Annotated in this window: 23 protein-coding genes and 1 riboswitch; of the genes, 18 read left to right on the top strand and 5 right to left on the bottom strand. The window is 72.8% G+C overall.

Annotated features, from left to right (window positions below):
* The 6 genes from CWIS_RS15115 to CWIS_RS15090 form a co-directional block, all read left to right on the top strand.
* A partial coding sequence (locus tag CWIS_RS15115; RefSeq protein ID WP_197080867.1) for a CheB methylesterase domain-containing protein occupies positions 1-461 on the top strand: 461 nt, incomplete at its 5' end.
* On the top strand, positions 458-1,420 hold the full coding sequence (locus CWIS_RS15110) for a protein-glutamate O-methyltransferase CheR (RefSeq protein ID WP_082156515.1): 963 nt from the start codon (positions 458-460) through the stop codon (positions 1,418-1,420). The genes CWIS_RS15115 and CWIS_RS15110, both read left to right, overlap by 4 nt.
* Complete coding sequence (locus CWIS_RS15105; protein WP_048344157.1) at positions 1,417-1,800, top strand: response regulator; 384 nt, start codon at positions 1,417-1,419, stop codon at positions 1,798-1,800. Before CWIS_RS15110 ends, CWIS_RS15105 begins: the two co-directional genes overlap by 4 nt.
* Entirely contained in the window at positions 1,797-2,285 is a 489-nt protein-coding gene (locus CWIS_RS15100; RefSeq protein ID WP_048344156.1) for a chemotaxis protein CheX, read from the top strand. Before CWIS_RS15105 ends, CWIS_RS15100 begins: the two co-directional genes overlap by 4 nt.
* Positions 2,282-2,647 (top strand): response regulator, encoded by a 366-nt coding sequence (locus tag CWIS_RS15095; protein ID WP_082156514.1) that lies wholly within the window; start codon positions 2,282-2,284, stop codon positions 2,645-2,647. The genes CWIS_RS15100 and CWIS_RS15095 overlap by 4 nt, the downstream gene beginning before the upstream one ends.
* Positions 2,644-3,126 (top strand): hypothetical protein, encoded by a 483-nt coding sequence (locus tag CWIS_RS15090; protein WP_048344155.1) that lies wholly within the window; start codon positions 2,644-2,646, stop codon positions 3,124-3,126. The genes CWIS_RS15095 and CWIS_RS15090 overlap by 4 nt, the downstream gene beginning before the upstream one ends.
* A 133-nt stretch (positions 3,127-3,259) precedes the next feature.
* On the opposite strand, the gene rfbB is transcribed toward CWIS_RS15090, so the two are convergent.
* Positions 3,260-4,258, bottom strand: coding sequence for a dTDP-glucose 4,6-dehydratase (gene rfbB / locus CWIS_RS15085; RefSeq protein ID WP_048344154.1), 999 nt, complete (start codon positions 4,256-4,258; stop codon positions 3,260-3,262).
* A gap of 71 nt (positions 4,259-4,329) precedes the next feature.
* Here rfbB and rfbD point away from each other — a divergent pair, with 71 nt between their 5' ends.
* Together rfbD and CWIS_RS15075 are read left to right on the top strand one after the other, a co-directional pair.
* Entirely contained in the window at positions 4,330-5,193 is an 864-nt protein-coding gene (gene rfbD, locus CWIS_RS15080) for a dTDP-4-dehydrorhamnose reductase (protein WP_048344153.1), read from the top strand.
* A complete protein-coding gene (locus tag CWIS_RS15075) occupies positions 5,190-5,801 on the top strand; it encodes a dTDP-4-dehydrorhamnose 3,5-epimerase family protein (protein ID WP_048344152.1) in 612 nt (203 codons plus the stop codon). The genes rfbD and CWIS_RS15075 overlap by 4 nt, the downstream gene beginning before the upstream one ends.
* On the opposite strand, the gene CWIS_RS15070 is transcribed toward CWIS_RS15075, so the two are convergent.
* Positions 5,798-6,535 carry an HNH endonuclease signature motif containing protein gene (locus tag CWIS_RS15070; RefSeq protein ID WP_048344151.1) on the bottom strand — a complete coding sequence of 246 codons (738 nt, stop codon included), beginning with the start codon at positions 6,533-6,535 and terminating at the stop codon, positions 5,798-5,800. The genes CWIS_RS15075 and CWIS_RS15070 overlap by 4 nt on opposite strands.
* Before the next feature lie 238 nt (positions 6,536-6,773).
* On the opposite strand from CWIS_RS15070, the gene CWIS_RS18485 reads away from it, so the two are divergent.
* On the top strand, positions 6,774-6,932 hold the full coding sequence (locus tag CWIS_RS18485) for a hypothetical protein (RefSeq protein ID WP_156186684.1): 159 nt from the start codon (positions 6,774-6,776) through the stop codon (positions 6,930-6,932).
* A 597-nt stretch (positions 6,933-7,529) separates the two neighbouring features.
* On the opposite strand, the gene rfbA is transcribed toward CWIS_RS18485, so the two are convergent.
* Positions 7,530-8,402, bottom strand: a complete 873-nt coding sequence (gene rfbA, locus CWIS_RS15060) for a glucose-1-phosphate thymidylyltransferase RfbA (protein WP_048344149.1) — start codon at positions 8,400-8,402, stop codon at positions 7,530-7,532.
* A 105-nt stretch (positions 8,403-8,507) separates the two neighbouring features.
* Between rfbA and CWIS_RS15055 the strand changes: the two genes are divergently transcribed.
* From CWIS_RS15055 to CWIS_RS15035, 5 genes are all read left to right on the top strand, one after another.
* Positions 8,508-9,956: an NCS2 family permease gene (locus CWIS_RS15055; RefSeq protein WP_048344148.1), complete on the top strand. Its 1,449-nt coding sequence runs from the start codon at positions 8,508-8,510 to the stop codon at positions 9,954-9,956.
* A gap of 163 nt (positions 9,957-10,119) precedes the next feature.
* Positions 10,120-11,442 (top strand): UDP-glucose/GDP-mannose dehydrogenase family protein, encoded by a 1,323-nt coding sequence (locus tag CWIS_RS15050; protein ID WP_048344147.1) that lies wholly within the window; start codon positions 10,120-10,122, stop codon positions 11,440-11,442.
* 168 nt (positions 11,443-11,610) lie between these two features.
* Positions 11,611-12,036, top strand: coding sequence for a MarR family winged helix-turn-helix transcriptional regulator (locus CWIS_RS15045; protein WP_048344146.1), 426 nt, complete (start codon positions 11,611-11,613; stop codon positions 12,034-12,036).
* Complete coding sequence (locus CWIS_RS15040; RefSeq protein ID WP_048344145.1) at positions 12,033-13,379, top strand: MFS transporter; 1,347 nt, start codon at positions 12,033-12,035, stop codon at positions 13,377-13,379. Before CWIS_RS15045 ends, CWIS_RS15040 begins: the two co-directional genes overlap by 4 nt.
* A gap of 212 nt (positions 13,380-13,591) precedes the next feature.
* Positions 13,592-14,257, top strand: a complete 666-nt coding sequence (locus CWIS_RS15035) for a peptidase (protein WP_229747271.1) — start codon at positions 13,592-13,594, stop codon at positions 14,255-14,257.
* A 49-nt stretch (positions 14,258-14,306) separates the two neighbouring features.
* Here the strand turns inward: CWIS_RS15035 and serC are convergent, their stop codons facing one another.
* A complete protein-coding gene (gene serC / locus CWIS_RS15030) occupies positions 14,307-15,449 on the bottom strand; it encodes a phosphoserine transaminase (RefSeq protein ID WP_231583929.1) in 1,143 nt (380 codons plus the stop codon).
* 103 nt (positions 15,450-15,552) lie between these two features.
* Here serC and CWIS_RS15025 point away from each other — a divergent pair, with 103 nt between their 5' ends.
* From CWIS_RS15025 to CWIS_RS15010, 4 genes are all read left to right on the top strand, one after another.
* Positions 15,553-16,245 carry a metal-dependent transcriptional regulator gene (locus tag CWIS_RS15025; RefSeq protein WP_048344143.1) on the top strand — a complete coding sequence of 231 codons (693 nt, stop codon included), beginning with the start codon at positions 15,553-15,555 and terminating at the stop codon, positions 16,243-16,245.
* 347 nt (positions 16,246-16,592) lie between these two features.
* Positions 16,593-16,754, top strand: a riboswitch (cyclic di-AMP (ydaO/yuaA leader).
* Positions 16,755-17,513 (top strand): C40 family peptidase, encoded by a 759-nt coding sequence (locus CWIS_RS15020; RefSeq protein ID WP_048344142.1) that lies wholly within the window; start codon positions 16,755-16,757, stop codon positions 17,511-17,513.
* A 252-nt stretch (positions 17,514-17,765) separates the two neighbouring features.
* The gene (locus CWIS_RS15015; protein ID WP_048344141.1) at positions 17,766-18,275 is read left to right on the top strand and encodes an HNH endonuclease; all 510 of its coding nucleotides are present in this window, start codon (positions 17,766-17,768) and stop codon (positions 18,273-18,275) included.
* A 124-nt stretch (positions 18,276-18,399) separates the two neighbouring features.
* Positions 18,400-19,404, top strand: coding sequence for a universal stress protein (locus CWIS_RS15010; RefSeq protein WP_048344140.1), 1,005 nt, complete (start codon positions 18,400-18,402; stop codon positions 19,402-19,404).
* A gap of 51 nt (positions 19,405-19,455) precedes the next feature.
* On the opposite strand, the gene CWIS_RS15005 is transcribed toward CWIS_RS15010, so the two are convergent.
* A complete protein-coding gene (locus CWIS_RS15005; protein ID WP_048344139.1) occupies positions 19,456-19,902 on the bottom strand; it encodes an Lrp/AsnC family transcriptional regulator in 447 nt (148 codons plus the stop codon).
* Positions 19,903-20,029: the final 127 nt, after the last annotated feature.

The following is a 20,029-nucleotide window of genomic DNA, read 5'->3' as shown; positions in this document are numbered from 1 at the left end:
CCCGTCAGCTCGCGGCACGGCTCGACCGGCTCGGACCCGCCACCGTCGTCGAGGCGGCCGGCGGCGAGCTGCTGCAGCCCGGGCACGTCTACATCGCCCCGGGCGACCGGCACCTCGAGGTGCGCCGCGCCGGCCCGCGCCTCGAGACCGTGCTCACCGACGCGCCCCCCGTGAACTACTGCCGACCCTCCGTGGACGTGCTCTTCCGCGCCGCGGTGCGCGCAGTCGGCGGCGACCTCGTCGCGGTCGTGCTCACCGGCATGGGCTCGGACGGGCGCGCGGGCTGCACCGATGTCGTCGAGGCCGGAGGCACCGTGATCGTCCAGGACGAGCCCACGAGCGTCGTGTGGGGGATGCCCGGCGCCGTCGCGCAGGCCGGCCTCGCGCACCAGGTGCTGCCCATCGCCGAGGTCGCGCCCGCCGTGGAGCGGGTCCTGCAGCCGGGGGGTCTCGTCGCATGAGCCTGACCCCCGAGTCCTTCGCGTTCGTCGCCGACCTCGTCGCGCGGCGCAGCGCCATCCAGCTCGCGCCCGGCAAGGAGTACCTCGTCGAGTCGCGGCTCCTGCCGCTCGCGCGCGACGCCGGCACGGACGTCAACACGTTCATCGCCGGGCTGCGCGCCCAGCCCACGTCGCCGCTCACCACGGCCGTCGTCGAGGCCATGACGACGAACGAGACGTCCTGGTTCCGCGACGGGGCGCCCTACCAGGCGCTGCGACGTGCCGAGCTGCCGCGTCTGGTGGCTGCGCGCGGCGGGGTCGGCCGGCTGCGCGTGTGGTCCGCCGCGTGCTCGACCGGCCAGGAGCCGTACTCGCTCGCGATGTGCCTGAGCGACGAGCTGCCCGCGGCCATGACCGCCGAGATCGTCGCGACCGACCTGTCCGAGCAGGTGCTCGCCCGCGCCCGCACGGGCCGCTACTCCCAGCTCGAGGTCAACCGCGGCATGCCCGCGCAGATGCTCGTGCAGCACCTGCGCCGCGTCGGCACCGAGTGGGAGGTCGCCGACGCGCTGCGCCGCATGATCACCTTCCGCGCGCACAACCTGCTCGACGTGCCCCCCGCGGGGCCGTTCGACGTCGTGTTCCTGCGCAACGTGCTCATCTACTTCGACGCGGCCACCAAGCGCGGCATCCTCGACCGGGTCCTGCGCGTGCTGCGACCCGACGGCGTCCTCGTGCTCGGAGCCGCCGAGACGACGCTCGGCGTCCACGACGGATGGGAGCGCGTGACGATCGACCGCACGTCGGTCTACCGCCCGCTCGGCGCGCCGAACCTGAGCTCCGTCCCCACGCCGCATCGCGCACCGCTCGCCCCCACGGGGACCGACGGTGCCCCGAGCCCGATCGGGCACACCCACCGCTCGGTGACATCGCTCGCCGCCACGACCCGCCCCACCGCCCCCGGAGGTCCCGTCCGATGAGAGCTCTCGTGATCGACGACTCGCGCACGATGCGCCGGATCGTCTCGGGCGCGCTGGAGAACCTCGGCTTCGAGACGATCCACGCCGAGCACGGGCGTGCCGCGCTCGACCACCTCGAGGCCGGTGAGCAGGTCGACCTCGCGTGCATCGACTGGAACATGCCGGTCATGGACGGCCTGACCTTCGTCACGGAGGTCCGCGCGAACCCCGCCTGGCGCGCCATCACGCTGATGATGGTCACCACCGAGAGCGAGCACGGCCAGATCGTGCGCGCGCTCGCGGCGGGCGCGCACGAGTACCTCATCAAGCCCTTCACCCCCGACGCGATCCGCGACAAGCTCGACCTGCTCGGCCTCGTCGCACTCGAGGAGCCCGCATGACCGCCACGACCGTCGACCACGACCAGGTCCACGCCATCGCGCAGGAGGTGTTCGCCGCGATGGTCGACGGTGACCTCGGCCTGCTCCTGCCGTGGGACGGCGAGCTGCCCGAGCTCAGCGACGCGGTCGTCGCCTGGGTGGACCTGCTCGGCGAGTGGTCCGGCCGTGCCGTCCTGGTGACCGGGCACGGCACCGCCGAGGACCTCGCGCGTGCCCTGCTCGGCCTCGCCGACGACGACGAGGTCTCCCGCGAGGACCTCGAGGACGCCTTCGGCGAGATCGCCAACGTCGTCGGTGGCAACCTGAAGTCACTGCTGCCGAACCACGGCACCCTCGGTCTGCCGCAGGTCGGGTCGGCCGTCCCGCCGCTGGCCGGGGCGGTCCGTGTCCAGCACCTGCCGCTGTCCTGGCGGGGCCGGCTGCTCGTCGTCGACGTGTGGTTCGCCGCCCCTGGAACCCTCACCACCCCTGGAGGAAACCGATGAGCATCAGCGTCCTGGTCGCTGACGACTCCCGCGTCATGCGGCAGATCGTCATCCGCACCCTGCGCCAGGCCGGCTACGACTGGGACGTCCGCGAGGCGTCCGACGGTGCCGAGGCGCTCGCCGCGGTCCGGGCCGAGGAGCCCGACGTGGTCCTGTCCGACTGGAACATGCCGAACATGACCGGCATCGAGCTGCTGCGCGAGCTGCGCCGGGCCGGGTTCCAGACGCCGTTCGGCTTCGTGACGTCCGAGGGCTCGCCCGAGATGCGCGCGACCGCCGAGGCCGCCGGTGCGCTGTTCCTGATCGCCAAGCCCTTCACCCCGGAGTCCTTCCGGGAGGTCATCGACCCGGTGCTCGCATGAGCGCGCAGACGCCCCTGCCGAACGCCAAGCAGGTCCGTGAGCTCTACGAGGGACTGATCGGGCGGGACATCACGGTCCTGACCGGCGGCGCGATGGTCGACCCCGCGGCGGGCGCGCTCGTCGGGGTGTACGTGGACCGGCTGTTCCAGCTCGTCGCGCTCACCCTGCTCGACGTCCCGCTCGCCGCGCGCCTCGGCGCCGCGCTCGGCCTCGTGCCCTCGCGGCTGTCCGACGAGGCCGCCGAGCTCGGCGCGCTGTCGACCACGCTCGCCGAGAACGCCGGCGAGATCCTCAACGTCACGGCGGCGCTGCTGAACGACGAGAACGCGCCGCACGCACGACTCGACCGCGTCTACCAGCCGGGCGAGCCCCTGCCCAACGACATCGCCCCGTGGGTGCTCTCCTACGTGCGACGCACCGACCTGACGATGGACGTCGCTGGCTACGGCAAGGGCTCGTTCTCCCTGCTGGTCGTCTGACGCCGGCCCGTCGACCACCGACCCGTTCGACCGCGCTGCTCGCCGGACCAGAGCCCGCCCCACGCCGGCCCTGGTCCGGCCGCGGCTCGGCGGTGCCGGGCCCCGACCGCCTCTGGTCCGCCCGTGCGTGCGGTCAGGCCTGGCCGACAGCGGCGTACGCCGCCTCGACGCGCGCCTTGGCGGGCCGCCACCAGTCCTCGTTGCCGCGGTACCAGTCGACGGTCGCCTCGAGCCCGGAGCGGAAGTCGGTGAACCGCGGCGCCCAGCCGAGCTCGGCGCGCAGCAGCGTGGAGTCGATCGCGTAGCGCAGGTCGTGGCCGGCGCGGTCGGTGACGTGGTCGAAGTCGTCGGGCGCCCGGTCGAACAGCTCCAGCAGCGTGCGCACGACCTCGAGGTTGCTGCGCTCGCCGTCCGCGCCGATGAGGTACGTCTGCCCGACCCGGCCCGCCTCGAGGATCCGCCACACCGCGGTGTTGTGGTCCTCGACGTGGATCCAGTCCCGGACGTTGGCGCCCGCGCCGTAGAGCTTGGGCCGCACGCCGTCGATGAGGTTGGTGACCTGGCGCGGGATGAACTTCTCGACGTGCTGGTACGGCCCGTAGTTGTTGGAGCAGTTCGAGATCGTCGCCTGCACGCCGAACGACCGGACCCACGCGCGCACCAGCAGGTCGGAGCCGGCCTTGGTGGAGGAGTACGGCGACGACGGGTTGTACGGCGTCTGCTCGGTGAACCGCTCCGGGTCGTCGAGCTCGAGGTCCCCGTAGACCTCGTCGGTCGAGACGTGGTGGTAGCGCACGCCGTGCCGCCGCACGGCCTCGAGCAGCGTGTACGTGCCCACGAGGTTCGTCTGGACGAACGGCCACGGGTCGGCCAGGGAGTTGTCGTTGTGCGACTCGGCCGCGAAGTGCACGACCGCGTCGCTCCCACCCACGAGCCGGTCGACGAGCGCGGCGTCCGCGACGTCCCCCTGCACGACCTCGATCGCGTCGGCGACCGGCGCCAGAGACCGCACGTCACCCGCGTACGTGAGCTTGTCGAGCACCGTGACCTGCACGTCGGGTCGCTCGCGCACGGTCTGCAGGACGAAGTTCGATCCGATGAAACCGGCGCCACCGGTGACGAGAAGCCGCATCCGTCGAGCGTAGCGAGCCCTAGAGTGCTCCCGACCCGGGTTGCCGGGCGAAACGGGAGAAACGAGGCGTGATGCGCTGGGTGGTCGTCGGGGCGCGAGGGATGCTCGGCACGGACGTCGTCGCGCGGCTGGAACGGCTCGACGAGGACGTCCTCGCGCTGGGCCGCCAGGACGTGGACCTGTCGTCGCCGGACTCGTGCGCGGCCGCGCTCGCGGGCGCCGACGTGGTCGTCAACTGCGCCGCCTACACCGCGGTCGACGACGCCGAGACGCACGAGGACGAGGCCTACGCGGTCAACGCGGTCGGTGCCGGGAACCTCGCGCGCGCCGCGACGGCCGCGGGCGCGCGCCTGGTACACCTCTCCACGGACTACGTGTTCGACGGGACCGCGACCGCTCCGTACGACGAGGACGCCCCCACCGCTCCGCGCAGCGCCTACGGCCGCACGAAGGCCGCGGGGGAGCGTGCCGTCGCGGAGTCGGGCGGCGACCACCTCGTGGTGCGCACCGCGTGGCTCTACGGCGCGCACGGCGCGTGCTTCCCGAAGACGATCGCCCGTGCGGCCCACGCGCGCGGCGCGCTCGACGTGGTCGACGACCAGCACGGCCAGCCGACGTGGACGGTCGATGTCGCGGACGTCCTCGTGCGCCTCGTGGCCACGGGCGCGCCCGCCGGGACGTACCACGCGACCTCGTCGGGTGCCACGACGTGGCACGGGTTCGCCCAGCGGGTCGTCGAGTCGGCAGGCCTCGATCCCGCGATCGTCGCGCCCACCACGTCCGAGGCCTCCGTGCGTCCCGCGCCGCGGCCGGCGTACTCCGTGCTCGGGCACCGCAGACTGGTCGAGGTCGGCGTCGCGCCGATCGGGAGCTGGGACGAGCGCTGGGCGGCCGCGGCCGCGGCCGTGCTCGCCGAGAGTGAGGAGCGCGTATGAGCTGGGAGCCGCTGGCGATCGAGGGCGCGTACCGCGTGACGCAACGGGTCTTCGGGGACTCGCGCGGGTCCTTCCTCGAGTGGTTCCGTGCCGCCGACCTCGAGGCGGCCACCGGCCGTGCGCTCGACCTGCGTCAGGCGAACCTGTCGGTCTCCGCGGCGGGCGTGCTGCGGGGCGTCCACTTCGCCGACGTCCCTCCGGGCCAGGCCAAGTACGTGACGTGCGTGAGCGGCGCGGTGCTCGACGTGGTCGTCGACCTGCGCGTCGGCTCCCCGACCTTCGGCGCCTGGGACTCGGTCCTGCTCGACGACGAGTCCCGCGAGGCCGTGTTCATCTCCGAGGGCCTGGGCCATGCGTTCCTCTCCCTGCAGGACGGTTCCGTCGTGACCTACCTCTGCTCGGCGCCCTACGCGCCCGCGGGCGAGCACGGCATCGACCCGCTCGACCCCACCCTCGCCATCGCCTGGCCCACGGTGGGACGCGACGGCTCACCGCTGTCCCTGCTCCTGTCGGACAAGGACCGTGACGCCCCCTCGCTCGCCGCTGCGCTCGACTCCGACCTGCTCCCGCACCACGACGCCGTCCAGTCCTTCATCGCCACCCTTTAGCCACCACCCCACCTCACCCTCTCGACCCCCACGCTCTCGACCCCCACGCTCTCGACCCCCACGCTCGCCCCCTGCGCGGGAGCCTCGAGGCCAAGCGGACCTGACCGTGCGGGAGCGTTGTGCGTGCGTCCGCGCCGGTCGCGGAACTCGTAGCGCGCACGCCCGGCCCGACCACCAGGCTCGCCACTGGCCCCGCCTCCGGCGACGGCCCCGACCCCGGTGGTCACGCGCGTGACGTCCAGGTCGAGGCGGTGCACCTCGTGATGGTGGAAGTCGCACAGGAGCACGGCGTTGCGCAGATCGGATCGACCGCCGTCCCGGTGCCACCACGTCACGTGGTGCACCTGGCAGTAGCCCGGTGGGACGCCGCAGCCGTTCCAGGCGCAGACCCGGTCGCGCGCCACGACGGCCCGCCGCTGCGCCGGGGTGAACATGCGCCGCGTGCGGCCGACGTCGAGCGGGACACCCTGCGCGCTCATCACCACCCGCGTCATCGCGCAGTCGCACAGCGCCGCGGCGAGCTCGCTCGCCGACACCACGGCCCCGTCCTCGCTCGTCGCCGGCTCCCACGTGCTCGTCGGCGAAGCGACCCCGGCTTCCCCGTGTGGCGTCGAACCGTCTGGGGCGCGGGAGGTGCGGGCGGCGGCGGAGTGGGCCGCCATGCGGCGCACGGCGAACCACGTCTCCGCGGGGACGAGCAGGCTGACCTGCGGTACGACGCCGGGGGTGGTCACCGCGGCCCCGTCCTCGAGGTGGAGGTCCTCGGTGGCCGGTCGGTCGTCGGGGAGCGCGCGTGGTGCGGGAGCAGGACCGGTGGTGCCGAGCGCGTGGCGCGCTAGTGCGCCGAGCGCGTCCGCTCGTGCCTGCTCCGGAGCGCGCTCGTCGTCGGGCCGGTGACCCGTCGCGTCGAGTGCCGCCTGCAGCGCCTGGCCGGCCAGCGGGTCGAGCCGCCCGCGCAGGAACGTCCGACGCGTGCGTCAGGTGGAGGTACCGCGCGCGACGCGCGGCCTCGCGCTCGTCCTCGAACGACGCCGGGTCGTGCGCCGCGGCCAGGAGCGCCAGGTCCCGCGAGAACTGCCGCGTGTCGGACCCGTGCGCGAGCGCGACGACCCGGGCCTGACCCTGCGGTGACGACAGGAACTCCGCCACGGGCGGCGCGGCGCCGCGCAGGACCGTGGCGAGCACCTCGACGTGCGGCTCGAGCACCTGCCGCTCGAGCACCGCGGCACGCACCCCGTCCAGCCGCGTGAGGGTGCGCGCGGTGTCCACCTGACGATCCGCCTGGCCGCGCGTGCCGCCGATCGCCCGCGCCCGCAGGTCGGCGAACTCGCGCTGCGCGCCGGCGTCCGACGCCGCCTGCTGCTGCGCGACGAGCACGGGCGCACGCACGCTCGTGGCGAGGGCCGGGAGGCGGTCGAGCATCGACAGGACGCGCGCCCGGTCGCGCCCCGACCACGAGGCGGCGCCGTGCGTGGCCGAGACCAGCTCCGTCAGCTCGCTCACGACCGCCGCGATCCGGGCCGCTACGGCCTCGGCGTCCCGCGCACCGTCAGACTCCGGGCGCGACGGCCCGGCGGCGCTGCCGGCGAAGCCGGAGGGCTCCGGCGAGGAACGAGACTCGAACACATGTTCGATTCTCTGACGAAACGGACATCGCCACAACCCTCCAGGGATGTGCGAACGACGCGATCCAGCCGGATGGTGACGGGCCGGACGGCCCGGGTCAGGTCAGCGGTGCGGGTCGTCCAGCAGCGAGAGCAGGTACGTGCCGTAGCCGGACTTGCCGAGCGCCGCCGCCCGCGCGCGCAGCCCGTCGTCGTCGAGGAACCCCCGACGCCAGGCGACCTCCTCGGGGGACCCGACCTTGAGGCCCTGCCGGTGCTCGATCGCGCGCACGTAGTCGCTCGCGTCGAGCAGCGACTCGAACGTGCCCGTGTCCAGCCACGCGGTGCCGCGCGGCAGCACCGACACCTGCAGCGCCCCCCGCTCGAGGTAGGCGCGGTTGACGTCGGTGATCTCGTACTCGCCGCGCGCGGACGGCGCGAGGTCACGCGCGATGGCCAGGACGTCGTTGTCGTAGAAGTAGAGGCCGGGGATCGCGTACGACGAGCGAGGCCGGGCCGGCTTCTCCTCGATGGACAACGCGCGGCCCTCGTCGTCGAACTCCACGACGCCGTACGCGGTGGGGTCCGCGACCCGGTAGGCGAACACCGCGGCGCCGTCGACGTCCGCGAACCGCAGGAGCTGGTCGCCCAGACCCGTCCCGTAGAAGATGTTGTCGCCGAGCACCAGCGCGACCTTCTCGGTGCCGACGAAGTCCGCGCCGATCACGAAGGCCTGGGCGAGCCCGTTCGGCTCGGCCTGCACGGCGTAGCTGATCGAGATGCCGAACTGGCTGCCGTCGCCGAGGAGGCGCCGGAACTGCTCGGCGTCGTGCGGCGTGGTGATGACCAGGACGTCGCGGATGCCCGCGAGAAGGAGCGTGGACAGCGGGTAGTAGATCATCGGCTTGTCCCAGACGGGGACGAGCTGCTTGCTCACGCCGAGCGTGATCGGGTGCAGACGCGTGCCGGAGCCGCCGGCCAGGATGATCCCTCGCATGCTCGGCAGTATGTCGTGAGGGCCGCAGACCGGTCATCGGAACGCGCGTCCGATCTGTCACGCATCTCGGTCACCAGCGCAACACGGTTCTGCCACACTGCGCGCATGGCTTCGACTTCCGCTGCGCCAGAGCGCACCGAGACCCCCACCCCCCAGAACGCCATCGACCGCTACTTCCGCATCACCGAGCGTGGCTCGACGATCGGGACGGAGATCCGTGGCGGCCTCGTCACGTTCTTCACGATGGCCTACATCATCGTCCTGAACCCGATCATCCTGGGGCAGGTCGATGGCACCGGCGCCGCCCTGGCGCCGAAGGCCACCATCGCGGCGACGACGGCGCTCGTCGCCGGCGTCCTGACGATCCTCATGGGCGTCATCGCGAACTTCCCCCTCGCGCTCGCCGCCGGACTCGGCCTGAACGCGGTCGTCGCGTTCTCGATCGCGAACCTGCCGGGCATGACCTGGCAGGACGCGATGGGCATCGTCGTGCTCGAGGGTCTGCTGATCTTCGTCCTCGTGCTCACGGGCTTCCGCAAGGCGGTGTTCGAGGCCGTCCCGACGTGGCTCAAGACCGCGATCAGCGTCGGCATCGGCCTGTTCATCGCCTTCATCGGCTTCTTCGACGCCGGCTTCGTGTCGGCGCCGTGGAACCCCGACTTCCCGCCGTCGGTCCCCGTCGAGCTCGGCATCGGCGGCTCGATCTCGACCTGGCCCGTGGCCGTGTTCGTGTTCGGCCTGCTCCTGACCATCATCCTCATGGTCAAGAAGGTCCGCGGCGCCATCCTCATCTCGATCCTCGCGACCACGGTGCTCGCGATCGTCGTCGAGGCCTTCACCGACCTGGACTGGAAGCTCACGACGCCCAAGGTGCCGTCGAGCGTCGTCTCGACGCCGGACTTCTCGCTGCTCGGCCACTTCTCGCTGTTCGGCGCGTTCGGCAAGATCGGCGTGATCTCGGTCCTGCTGCTCGTGTTCTCGCTGCTCCTCGCGGACTTCTTCGACACGATGGGCACGATGGTCGCCGTCGGCGGCGAGGCGGGCCTGCTCGACGAGAACGGCAACCCGCCCAAGACCCAGCAGATCCTCGTGGTCGACTCGATCGCCGCGGCGGCCGGTGGTGCCGCGGGCATCTCGAGCAACACGTCGTACATCGAGTCCGCGTCGGGCGTCGGCGACGGTGCGCGCACGGGCCTGGCGTCGGTCGTCACCGGTATCGCGTTCCTGCTCGCGACGTTCCTGGCGCCGCTCGTCGCGGTGATCCCGTCGGAGGCTGCCGCCCCGGCGCTCGTCGTCGTCGGCTTCCTCATGGTCACGCAGGTGCTGGACATCGACTGGCACGACTACACGATCGCCATCCCGGCGTTCCTGACGATGATCCTCATGCCGTTCGCCTACTCGATCACGGCGGGCATCGGCGCCGGCGTCATCCTGCACGTGGTCCTCCAGATCGTCGTGGGCAAGGCCCGCAAGATCCACCCGCTCATCTGGCTCATCGCCGCGATGTTCGTCCTGTACTTCGTGCGCGGGCCGATCGAGTCGCTCGTCGGCTGACTCCCGCACGTCCCGACGGGCCGGTCCCTCACGGGGCCGGCCCGTCGTGCGTCTGCCACGGCGCGACGTGCCGAGGGAGCGTCGGGTGGGACCACCGATGTGAGGGTGGGGCCCGGCGCGCCGGTACCCTCGTGCGGAGCCAACGTCGAGTAGGAGAGCTGTCGTGCGCATCAGCGTCATCGGTTGTGGGTATCTGGGCGCGGTGCACGCCGCCGCCATGGCATCCCTCGGCCACGAGGTCGTCGGCATCGACGTCGACGAGTCGAAGGTCGAGGCGCTGCGTGCCGGCCGGGCGCCGTTCTTCGAGCCCGGGCTGCCGGAGCTCCTGCTCGAGGCGGGCGCCGGGGGCGGCCTGACCTTCGGCACGGACATCGCGGCGGTCGCGGGTGCGCGCGTGCACTTCGTGTGCGTCGGGACGCCGCAGCTCAAGGGCGAGCTGGGTGCGGACCTGTCGTACGTCGACGCGTCGATCGCGGCGCTGATCCCGCACCTGCAGCCGGGCGACGTGGTCGTCGGCAAGTCCACGGTCCCGGTCGGTACCGCCGAGCGCCTCGCGCAGGAGCTGGCTCCCGCCGGTGCCACGCTGATCTGGAACCCGGAGTTCCTGCGCGAGGGCTTCGCGGTCGAGGACACGCTGCACCCGGACCGGTTCGTCTACGGCCTGCCGACGCAGGACGGCGTCGCGACGGAGGCGGGCGAGGCGGCCAAGCTGCTGCTCGACGAGGTGTACGCGACGCCGCTGGCGGACGACACCCCGCTCGTCGTGACGGACTACGCGACGGCCCAGCTGGTCAAGGTCGCGGCGAACTCGTTCCTCGCGACCAAGATCTCGTTCATCAACGCGATGGCCGAGCTGTGCGAGGCCACGGGCGGCGACGTCACGCAGCTCGCCGACGCGATCGGCTACGACGCGCGCATCGGGCGCCGCTTCCTCAACGCGGGCCTCGGGTTCGGCGGCGGCTGCCTCCCGAAGGACATCCGCGCGTTCATGGCGCGCGCCGGTGAGCTGGGCGTCGACCAGGCGCTCACGTTCCTGCGCGAGGTCGACTCGATCAACGGGCGTCGTCGCGAGCGCATGGTCGAGCTCGCGCGCGAGGTGTGCGGCGGCTCGCTCGTGGGCAAGCGCATCACGGTGCTCGGCGCGACCTTCAAGCCGAACTCCGACGACATCCGTGACTCGCCGGCGTTGTCCGTGGCGGACTCGCTCGAGAAGAACGGCGCGCACGTCGTCGTGACCGACCCGCAGGGCATCGAGAACGCCCGGCGCGCGCGTCCGAACCTGCACTACACCGCCGACGTGCTGGACGCGGTCCGCGACGCCGACGTGGTCCTGCTCGGCACGGAGTGGTCGGAGTACCGCGACCTGGACCCCCAGAAGCTGGGCGAGGTCGTCGCCGGCAAGCACATGCTCGACGGCCGTAACGTGCTCGACCCGACGCAGTGGCGCGCCGCGGGCTGGACGTACCGCGCGCTCGGTCGCCCCTGACCGGCACGCCCGCGCGACCACCGACGCCGCTCGCTCCCCGTCCGGGGGCGGGCGGCGTCGTCGTACCGACGAGCTCCCGACGAGCCGCCCGGCGAGCTCCCGCGGGAGTTCCAGGCGGGGAGTCCTTCGCATAGGTCATTACCGCGAGTAATGAGTTATGCTCACAACATGACCGTCACCGCCCCCGCGCTCGCCTCCGAGCTGCGCCGTGCCGTGATCATGGCCGCCCGCCGGATCCGCGCCGAGCGCGGGTCCGCGGACCTGACCGACCCGCAGTACTCGGTGCTCGTCCACCTCGAGAAGCTCGGTCCGCTCACCCCCGGCCAGCTGGCCGACCTCGAGCGCGTCCAGCCGCCGTCGATGACGCGCACTGTGAGCTGCCTGGCCGAGGCCGGCCTGGTTGCCAAGTCGCCGCACGCGACGGACGGCCGCGTCGTCGTCGTCAGCCTCACCGAGACCGGCCGCACCGAGGTCAGCGAGACCAGGCAGCGCCGCTCGGCCTGGCTCGAGGGCCAGCTCGATGCGATGGCGCCCGACGAACGCGCGCGGCTGGCGGACTCGCTCGAGCTGCTGTGGAGGATCGCCCAGGCATGAGCACGTTCGACTCCCTGCGCTTCTTCAACTACCGCCTGTGGTTCGCAGGCGCTCTGGTGGCGAACGTCGGGACCTGGATGCAGCGCGTCGCCCAGGACTGGCTCGTCCTGACGCAGCTCTCCGACGACTCGGGCGTCGCGGTCGGCATCACCACCGCGCTGCAGTTCGCGCCCGTGCTCGCCCTGTCCGCGTACGCGGGCCTCCTCGCGGACCGCATGGACCGGCGCAAGCTCCTGATCGCCACGCAGGTCGGCCAGGGCGTGCTCGCACTCGGCCTCGGCCTGCTCGTGCTCATCGGCAACGCGCAGCTGTGGCACGTGTACCTGTTCGCGCTGCTGCTCGGCTGCGTCTCCGCGATCGACGGCCCCGTGCGCCAGACGTTCGTCGCCGAGCTCGTCCCGCCCGACAAGCTGTCGAACGCCGTGGGCCTCAACAGCGCCTCGTTCAACGCCGCGCGCCTCGTCGGACCCGGCGTGGCCGGGCTCCTGATCGCGTGGGTCGGGACCGGCTGGGTGTTCGTCATCAACGCCGTGACGTTCGGCGCGACGATCTTCGCGCTCACCACGATGCGCCGCTCCGAGCTCCGGCCCATGCCGACGGCGTCGCGCAGCAAGGGGCAGATCCGCGCGGGCATGCGCTACGTGCGCGGTCGCACGGACATCGTCGTGATCATGGTCGTCGTCGGGGTCGTCTCGACGTTCGGCCTCAACTTCCAGCTCACGAGCGCGCTCATGGCGCGCAGCGAGTTCGGCAAGGGTGCGGGGGAGTACGGCATCCTCGGGTCGATCCTGGCGATCGGCTCGCTCACCGGTGCACTGCTCGCGGCCCGGCGGGAGCGACCGCGGGTCCGGCTCGTGATCGGCGCCGCGTTCGGGTTCGGGATCGCAAGCGGCGTCATGGCGCTCATGCCGACGTACCCGGCCTTCGCGATCGCGTGCATCCCCGTCGGCCTCGCGTCGCTGACGATGATGACCGCCGCGAACGCGACGATCCAGATGACCACCGAGCCGGCGATGCGTGGGCGCGTGATGGCGCTCTACATGATCGTGTTCCTGGGCGCGACGCCCGTGGGGTCGCCCATCGTCGGCTGGATCGGTGAGACGTTCGGCGCCCGGTGGTCGATCGGGATCGGCTCGATCACCGCGCTGCTCGTCTCGACGGGTGCGGCGCTGTGGGCGCGCAAGGCGTGGGACGTCGAGGTCCGCTACCACTTGCGCCGACCGCACCTCGAGGTGCTCTACCCGACGACGCGCGCGACCGGCGTCCCCGAGGTCACCGCACGGCAGGACGCGGTCGCCGAGGCCGGCGCGCGCGACGCCGCGGACGAGGTCACCGCCGCCTGAGGCGCACCGCCGGGCTGCCGGGGGCAACCTGCGTCCCCTGTTCGGGCGCTCGCCGCACGTCGGCGGCGACGAGCCAGTCGCGAAATCACCCGATCTGCGGCTAGGACCTGCGCGCACGACGCGCGAGGATGGTCCCGAAATGTACGAATAGTCCGCTCTCACGACGGTGGGTCGTCCTCATGCGCAAGCTCCTGCGAACCTGTCTGGCACTGATGATCGCCGCACTGGTGGTGGGTGCGCCCTCGATGGCCACCGCCGCCGTCGACCCGTCCCCCTCGCCGACCGTGTACGGGTGCGAGCAGGAGAACCAGTCGGCCGTGGGCGCGGACGACGAGTACTCGCCGCCGCTGCCGTGCGAGCTGCGGGTCCTGGTCAAGGAGCCCATCTGCGACAACGACGTCCCGAAGCTGCGGTACGCGGTCGAGGCGATCGGCTCGCCGAACACGACCGTCACGATCACGTGGCGCAACCCGAGCGGCGCGGACTACGTCCAGGCCGGGCTCCCGCTGTCCGGCGTGGTGCTGTGGCCGGGTGCCGTCGAGCAGAACGGCGTCGGCGTCGACTGGCCGGGCTGGCGTCAGCTGCCGGACGGCACGTGGGTCGAGGGCGACGAGTGGGACTGGGTCCGTCCGTCCGTGCAGGTGAACTTCGCGGTGAACCCGGAGGCCTCGGTCACCGTCGCGTACCCGCCGTCGAGCCCGATGTGCCTCACGAACCCGCCGGGGACCTCGGTCCTCGTCGACGAGCCTGAGCCCCCGGTGCTCTCGGTGACCGGCTCGAACGCGCTGCCGGTCGCGCTGGCGGGTGGCGGGCTCGTGGCCGCGGGCGCGATCGCGCTGGCCATGACGATGCGCCACCGCCGCCGGACGCAGGCCTGACGCACGTGCCACGGGCTCGGCCGGGCGCCGGCCGAGCCCGTGGCGTGCGTCAGACGAGCTGGTCGACCACGTGGTCGATGCACGCGGTGAGCGCGAGGGCGTCCCGCGGGTCGACCGCCGGGTAGGTGGCGATGCGGAGCTGGTTGCGGCCGAGCTTGCGGTAGGGCTCGACGTCCACGACGCCGTGCGCCCGCAGCGCCCGCGCGATCGTCGCGGCCTCGACGACCTGCGGGTCGAAGTCGATCGTCGCGACCACCGGCGAGCGGTGCTCGGGCTCGGCGACGAACGGGGTCGCCCAGTCGCGGGCCTGCGCCCACGCGTAGACGTGGCCCGACGAGGCCGCGCTGCGACCCGCCGCGAACGGCAGGCCGCCGTTCTGCAGCATCCAGTCCACCTGCTCGGCGAGCAGCAGGAGCGTCGCGATCGCCGGGGTGTTGAGGGTCTGGTCGAGGCGCGAGTTCGTCACCGCGGTCGTCAGCGACAGGCTCTCGGGCACCCAGCGGCCCGCCTCGAGCCGGGCGGCGCGCTCGATCGCCGCGGGGGACATCGCGGCGAGCCACAGCCCGCCGTCGGAGGCGAACGACTTCTGCGGTGCGAAGTAGTAGACGTCGGTCTGCGCGACGTCCACGGCGACACCACCCGCGGCGGAGGTCGCGTCGACGACCACGAGCGCGCCCTGCTCGTGCGAGCCGGCCACGCGCCGCACGGGCGCGACCGCACCCGTCGACGTCTCGTTCTGCGGCCACGCGTACACGTCGACGTCGGCGTGCCCGGGCACGGCCACCGAGCCGGGCGCTGCGGTCGTCACGACCGGCTCCTCGAGGAACGGCGCACGGGCGGCTGCGGCGGCGAACTTCGAGCCGAACTCACCGAACGCGCCGTGCGCCGAGCGGCGCTCGACCAGGCAGAACGTCGCGACGTCCCAGAACGCGGTCGAGCCGCCGTTACCGAGCACGACCTCGTAGCCGTCGGGCAGCCCCAGCAGCTCGGCGAGGCCCGTGCGCACGCGCCGCACGAGGTTGCGCACAGGCGCCTGCCGGTGCGACGTGCCGAGCAGCGTGGAGCCGGAAGCGACGAGGGCCTCGACCTGCTCCGGTCGGATCTTGGACGGACCCGAGCCGAACCGGCCGTCACGCGGCAGGAGCTCGGCGGGGATCGACACGGGTGCGGCGGCGGGCGCGTTCTCGGGCACCTGGCGAGGATAGAGCCCCGCGACCTCGATCCACGTCGTGGACCAACTACCCTGTGACTGCGGCCGACCAGGCACCGGCCGTGGCGACCTGGGAGGCAACGCGGTGAGCGACCTGATCGACACGACGGAGATGTACCTCAAGACGGTCTACGAGCTCACCGAGGAAGGCATCACCCCGCTGCGCGCCCGCATCGCCGAGCGGCTCGGGCACTCGGGCCCCACGGTCTCGCAGACGGTTGCGCGCATGGAGCGCGACGGGCTCGTCGTCGTGACCGGTGACCGTCACCTCGAGCTGACGGACCTCGGTCTCGCCAAGGCCACGCGCGTGATGCGCAAGCACCGCCTCGCCGAGCGGCTGCTCACCGACGTCGTCGGGCTCGAGTGGCCGTACGTCCACGAGGAGGCGTGCCGCTGGGAGCACGTGATGAGCGAGCGCGTCGAGAAGCGCCTCGCCGCGCTGCTCGACCACCCGCACTTCGACCCGTACGGCAACCCGATCCCCGGGCTCTCGGAGATCGGCGAGGAGCAGACGCGCGTCGAGTTCCTCGACGGCGTGGCCTCGCTCATGGAGCCGACGTCGGGCGCCGACGGGACGGCGGTGCTCGCGCGGATCGCCGAGCCGCTGCAGGTCGACGTCGAGCTGCTCGCGCGCCTCGCGGACGCCGGGATCCTGCCGGGCGCGCGGATCACGGTCGAGAAGGCGCCGGGTGTGGTGACCGTGGGCGTGCCGGGGGCGCCGGTGGTCCTGGACCTGCCCGACGAGGTCGCGCGCCACATCTTCATCCGCACGCGCTGACGCGCGGCTGCGGGAGCGTCACGGGGGCGTCGCGAAGGGCGTCACGGGGGATGTCGCGACGACGGTCTGCCGCGCCCGCGATGCCCCGGTGTGTCCGCATCGCCCGAAACGTGAGACAGGTCGCCGAGGGGTGAAACCTCGACGCGTCGGTGACGCACGCTCCCACGGGGTGTGACCTGCGGTGGCGTCGATCGGGGTGCGCATGCTCCTGGTCGGTCGTCCGACAGATCTCGTTTCCTTCGTGATCGGAACGTGACAATCGGCGGCACCCTCATGTACGTTCGACCTGCTTCACCGGAACCCCTCCTCCAACGAAGCCCTCGAGCGGAACGCCTAGCCCTGCCGCCGCAAGAGGTCCGCACGAACCGCCGGCAGGGGCGGGGGACCCAATCTGGGCACTTCGGTGTCCTTGGGGTGAAGCCCCGTCGCAGACCTCGGTCTGGGACAGGGCCGGGTGTTCTCCCATCCGAACCCGACAGCTGACCTCGTAGGCGACTAGGAGAACGCGCATGACACATGCACGTCACCGGGCCGCTCGTCGGCCCTCGACGCCGCTGACGGAACTGGCAGCCGCTGCATCGGAGCAGATGGGCACGGTCGGTCGTCGGTCGGCCGTCGTCGCCGCTTCGGGTGGTCTGGTCGTCTCGCTCCTCGGCGCCACCCCCGCGATGGCTTCCCCCTCGGACGACGCCTCTGCCGGTGCCCTCGCTGCCGTGGACACCGAGGCGCTGACTGCCTCGGCTCGCGCGCTGCTCGAGACCGCGCCCGTCGTGAGCGCGCCGGTCAGCGCCGAGTGGAGCATCGACGCCCCCAAGCTCTCGGTCTCGATCCCCAAGAAGAAGACCGTCGCCCCCACCGCGACGCAGACGCGTGAGCGCCAGGTCACCTCGCGCACCGCGCCCCGCGTCTCGAACAACCCGATCCCGCAGGCGGTCTCGGGCAACGCGGTCCTCGAGATCGCCGCGCGCTACGTGGGCGTCCCGTACGTCTCCGGCGGCGCGTCGCCGAGCGGCTTCGACTGCTCGGGCTTCATCTCGTACGTCTACAAGCAGCTCGGTGTGAGCCTGCCGCGCACGTCGAGCGGCATGCGCTACGCGGGCACGGTCGTCTCCCGTGCCGACGCCAAGCCGGGCGACATCATCTGGAGCCCCGGCCACGTGGCGATCTACGCCGGTGGCAACCAGCAGATCGACGCGCCCCGCCCGGGCAAGACGATCCAGTTCCGCTCCATCTGGCAGAGCTCGCCGGTCTTCATCCGAGTCGGCTGACACTCACGCCGTGCCACGAGGCCCCGGACGACACACGATGTCGCCGGGGCCTCGTCGTCTCTGCCGCCGCGGCGGTGAGGCTAGTCTGATCGCGCACCGAAGCTTGTCCGGTCGGGCCAGCCAGGTCCGACCACCAGGTCGGGAGGTCGCCGTGCCGTCGCGAGCCATGACTGCGTCGAAGGACGCGCCAGGAGACGTACCGGGGGATGTGCCAGCCGGCGCGCTCGCCCGCGCCGGACGGGCTGCGCGCCCATGAGCGGCACCCTGGTCCTCAACGCGTCGTACGAGCCGCTGTGCGTGGTTCCGGTGCGCAGGGCCGTGGTGCTGCTGCTGCTCGAGAAGGCCGTCGTCGAGAGACCCGGCGACCGCGTGCTGCACTCCGAGCGGCTCGACGTCGTCGCACCGTCCGTGGTGCGGCTGCAGCGCTACGTGCGGGTCCCGCGCCGCTCGCACGCCCCGATCACGCGGCGTGCGGTGCTCGCGCGTGACCATGAGCGGTGCGCCTACTGCTCCGGTCGGGCGGACACGATCGACCACGTCGTCCCGCGCAGCAGGTCGGGCCCGAACGCCTGGGAGAACGTGGTCGCCGCGTGCGCGCGGTGCAACCACCGCAAGGCCGACCGGTTGCTCTCGGAGATCGGCTGGGAGCTGCGGTTCACGCCGCGGCCCCCGCACACGGCGATCGTCGGTCACGGCGTGCACGCGCGCCGGCCGGACTGGGAGCCCTACCTGCTCGGGTGGTCGGACGCCGTCGTCGCCTGACCGGCCACGGCACCGGCGCGCGCCGCGATCCGCGGCTCGTCCACGCCCGGGCCCGTCGCTCTTGAGGAAGTCTTGGTGTTGACTTGAGGGACACGGCAACCGGGACGGGCGAAGGAGCAGGGCCATGACGCGCGACGACGTGATCCTCGTGGGGGTCGACGGGTCGACCGCGAGCCTCTATGCGCTCGACTGGGCCGCGGCGGAGGCGGAGCGCCGCGGGTGGCGCCTGCACCTGGTCTGCGCGTACGCGCTGCCGTCGTTCGCGGCGGCGTCGCTCGACGGCGGTTACGCAGCGCTCGACGACTCCGCGATCCAGGAGGGTGCGGCCGCCGTGCTCGCCGAGGCGTCCGCCCGGGTCTCCGGCCGGGGCGTCGCGGTCACCGCGAAGGTGCACACGGGTGACGCCGCGGGCGTGCTCGTCGAGCTCTCGCGCGAGGCGAGGCTCGCGGTGGTCGGCACGCGCGGGCGCGGCGGGTTCGCCGACCGTCTGCTCGGCACGGTGTCCTCGGCCCTGCCCGCGCACGCGTACTGCCCGACCGTGGTGGTGCCGCTGCGCGACAACGACGGGCAGCAGCTGCCCGAGGGCGCAGAGATCCCGCCCGTGCCGGCCGTCCGCCGCATCGTCGTCGGCGTGGACGGCTCGCCGCAGGCCGAGCGTGCGCTGCGCTGCGCGATCGACGAGGCCCGCACCTGGGATGCGCAGCTCACGGCCGTCTCGGGCGTGCCCGTGGGGTCGATGACGGGGGTCCTGGCGTGGCTGCCGGCGGCGGTCGACCACGAGCAGGTGCTGAGCGACATGGCCGAGGGGCTCGACGTCGTCGTCGACCGGGCGCTCGCCAGTCAGCCGCCGGCCGGCCGTGCGGTCACCGTGCGCCGGTTCGCGCTCGACGGCACAGGGGCCGAGCTGCTCACCGAGTTCTCGGCCGCGTCCGACCTCGTGGTGCTGGGGTCGCGGGGGCGCGGCGGGTTCCGTGGGCTGCTCCTGGGGTCGACGAGCCAGGCGGTGCTGCACCATGCGACGTGCCCGGTGATGGTCGTGAGCAGCCGCGCTGACGAGCTGCCCGGCGCAGCCGAGGGTCACGCGTCCGGCGAGCCCACGGCGGATCCTGGAGCCGCACCGAAGGCGTGAGCCGTGCCCGCCCGCGGCGCCAGACCCGGCCGGCACCGGCCGGAGGGTGCCTCAGGGCGTGACGTCGGGACGCCGCACGAGCGCCGAGAGCACGACCGTCGAGCGCGTGCGCGAGACGAACGGCTCGGCCGCGAGGCGCTCGACCACCTGCTCGAGGTGGCGCATGTCGCGCGCCCGCACCTGCACGACGAGGTCGACGTCGCCCGTCACGGTGCTGGCCGTCACGACCTCGGGGTACTGCTCGACCGCGGCGCGCATGGTCGCCGGGCTCGTCGAGCCCTGGCAGTAGATCTCGACGAACGCCTCGGTCTGCCAGCCGAGGGCGGCGGGGTCGAGGCGGACCGTGAACCCGCGGATCACGCCGTCGTCGCGCATGCGGTCGACGCGGCGCTTCACGGCCGGCGCGGACAGGGCGACCTGAGCGCCGATCTGGGCGTAGGTCGCGCGCGCGTCGGCGGCGAGCGCGCGCAGGATCGCCGAGTCGAGGGCGTCGGTCATGCGCCCATGATCCCGTCCCGGGGGTCAAGTCGTGTCCCCGGCGTGCCGATACCTCATCAGGACGATCCGCCCGAATGCGACGGGAGAACCGACGTGACGCACACCCAGCGCTCCACGGGAGCGCCCG

This window comes from Cellulomonas sp. A375-1, from assembly GCF_001040865.1.
GTDB lineage: Bacteria > Actinomycetota > Actinomycetes > Actinomycetales > Cellulomonadaceae > Cellulomonas > Cellulomonas gelida.
The sequence above is the reverse complement of the archived record's forward strand: the minus strand, read 5'-3'. Positions and strand labels throughout refer to the sequence as shown.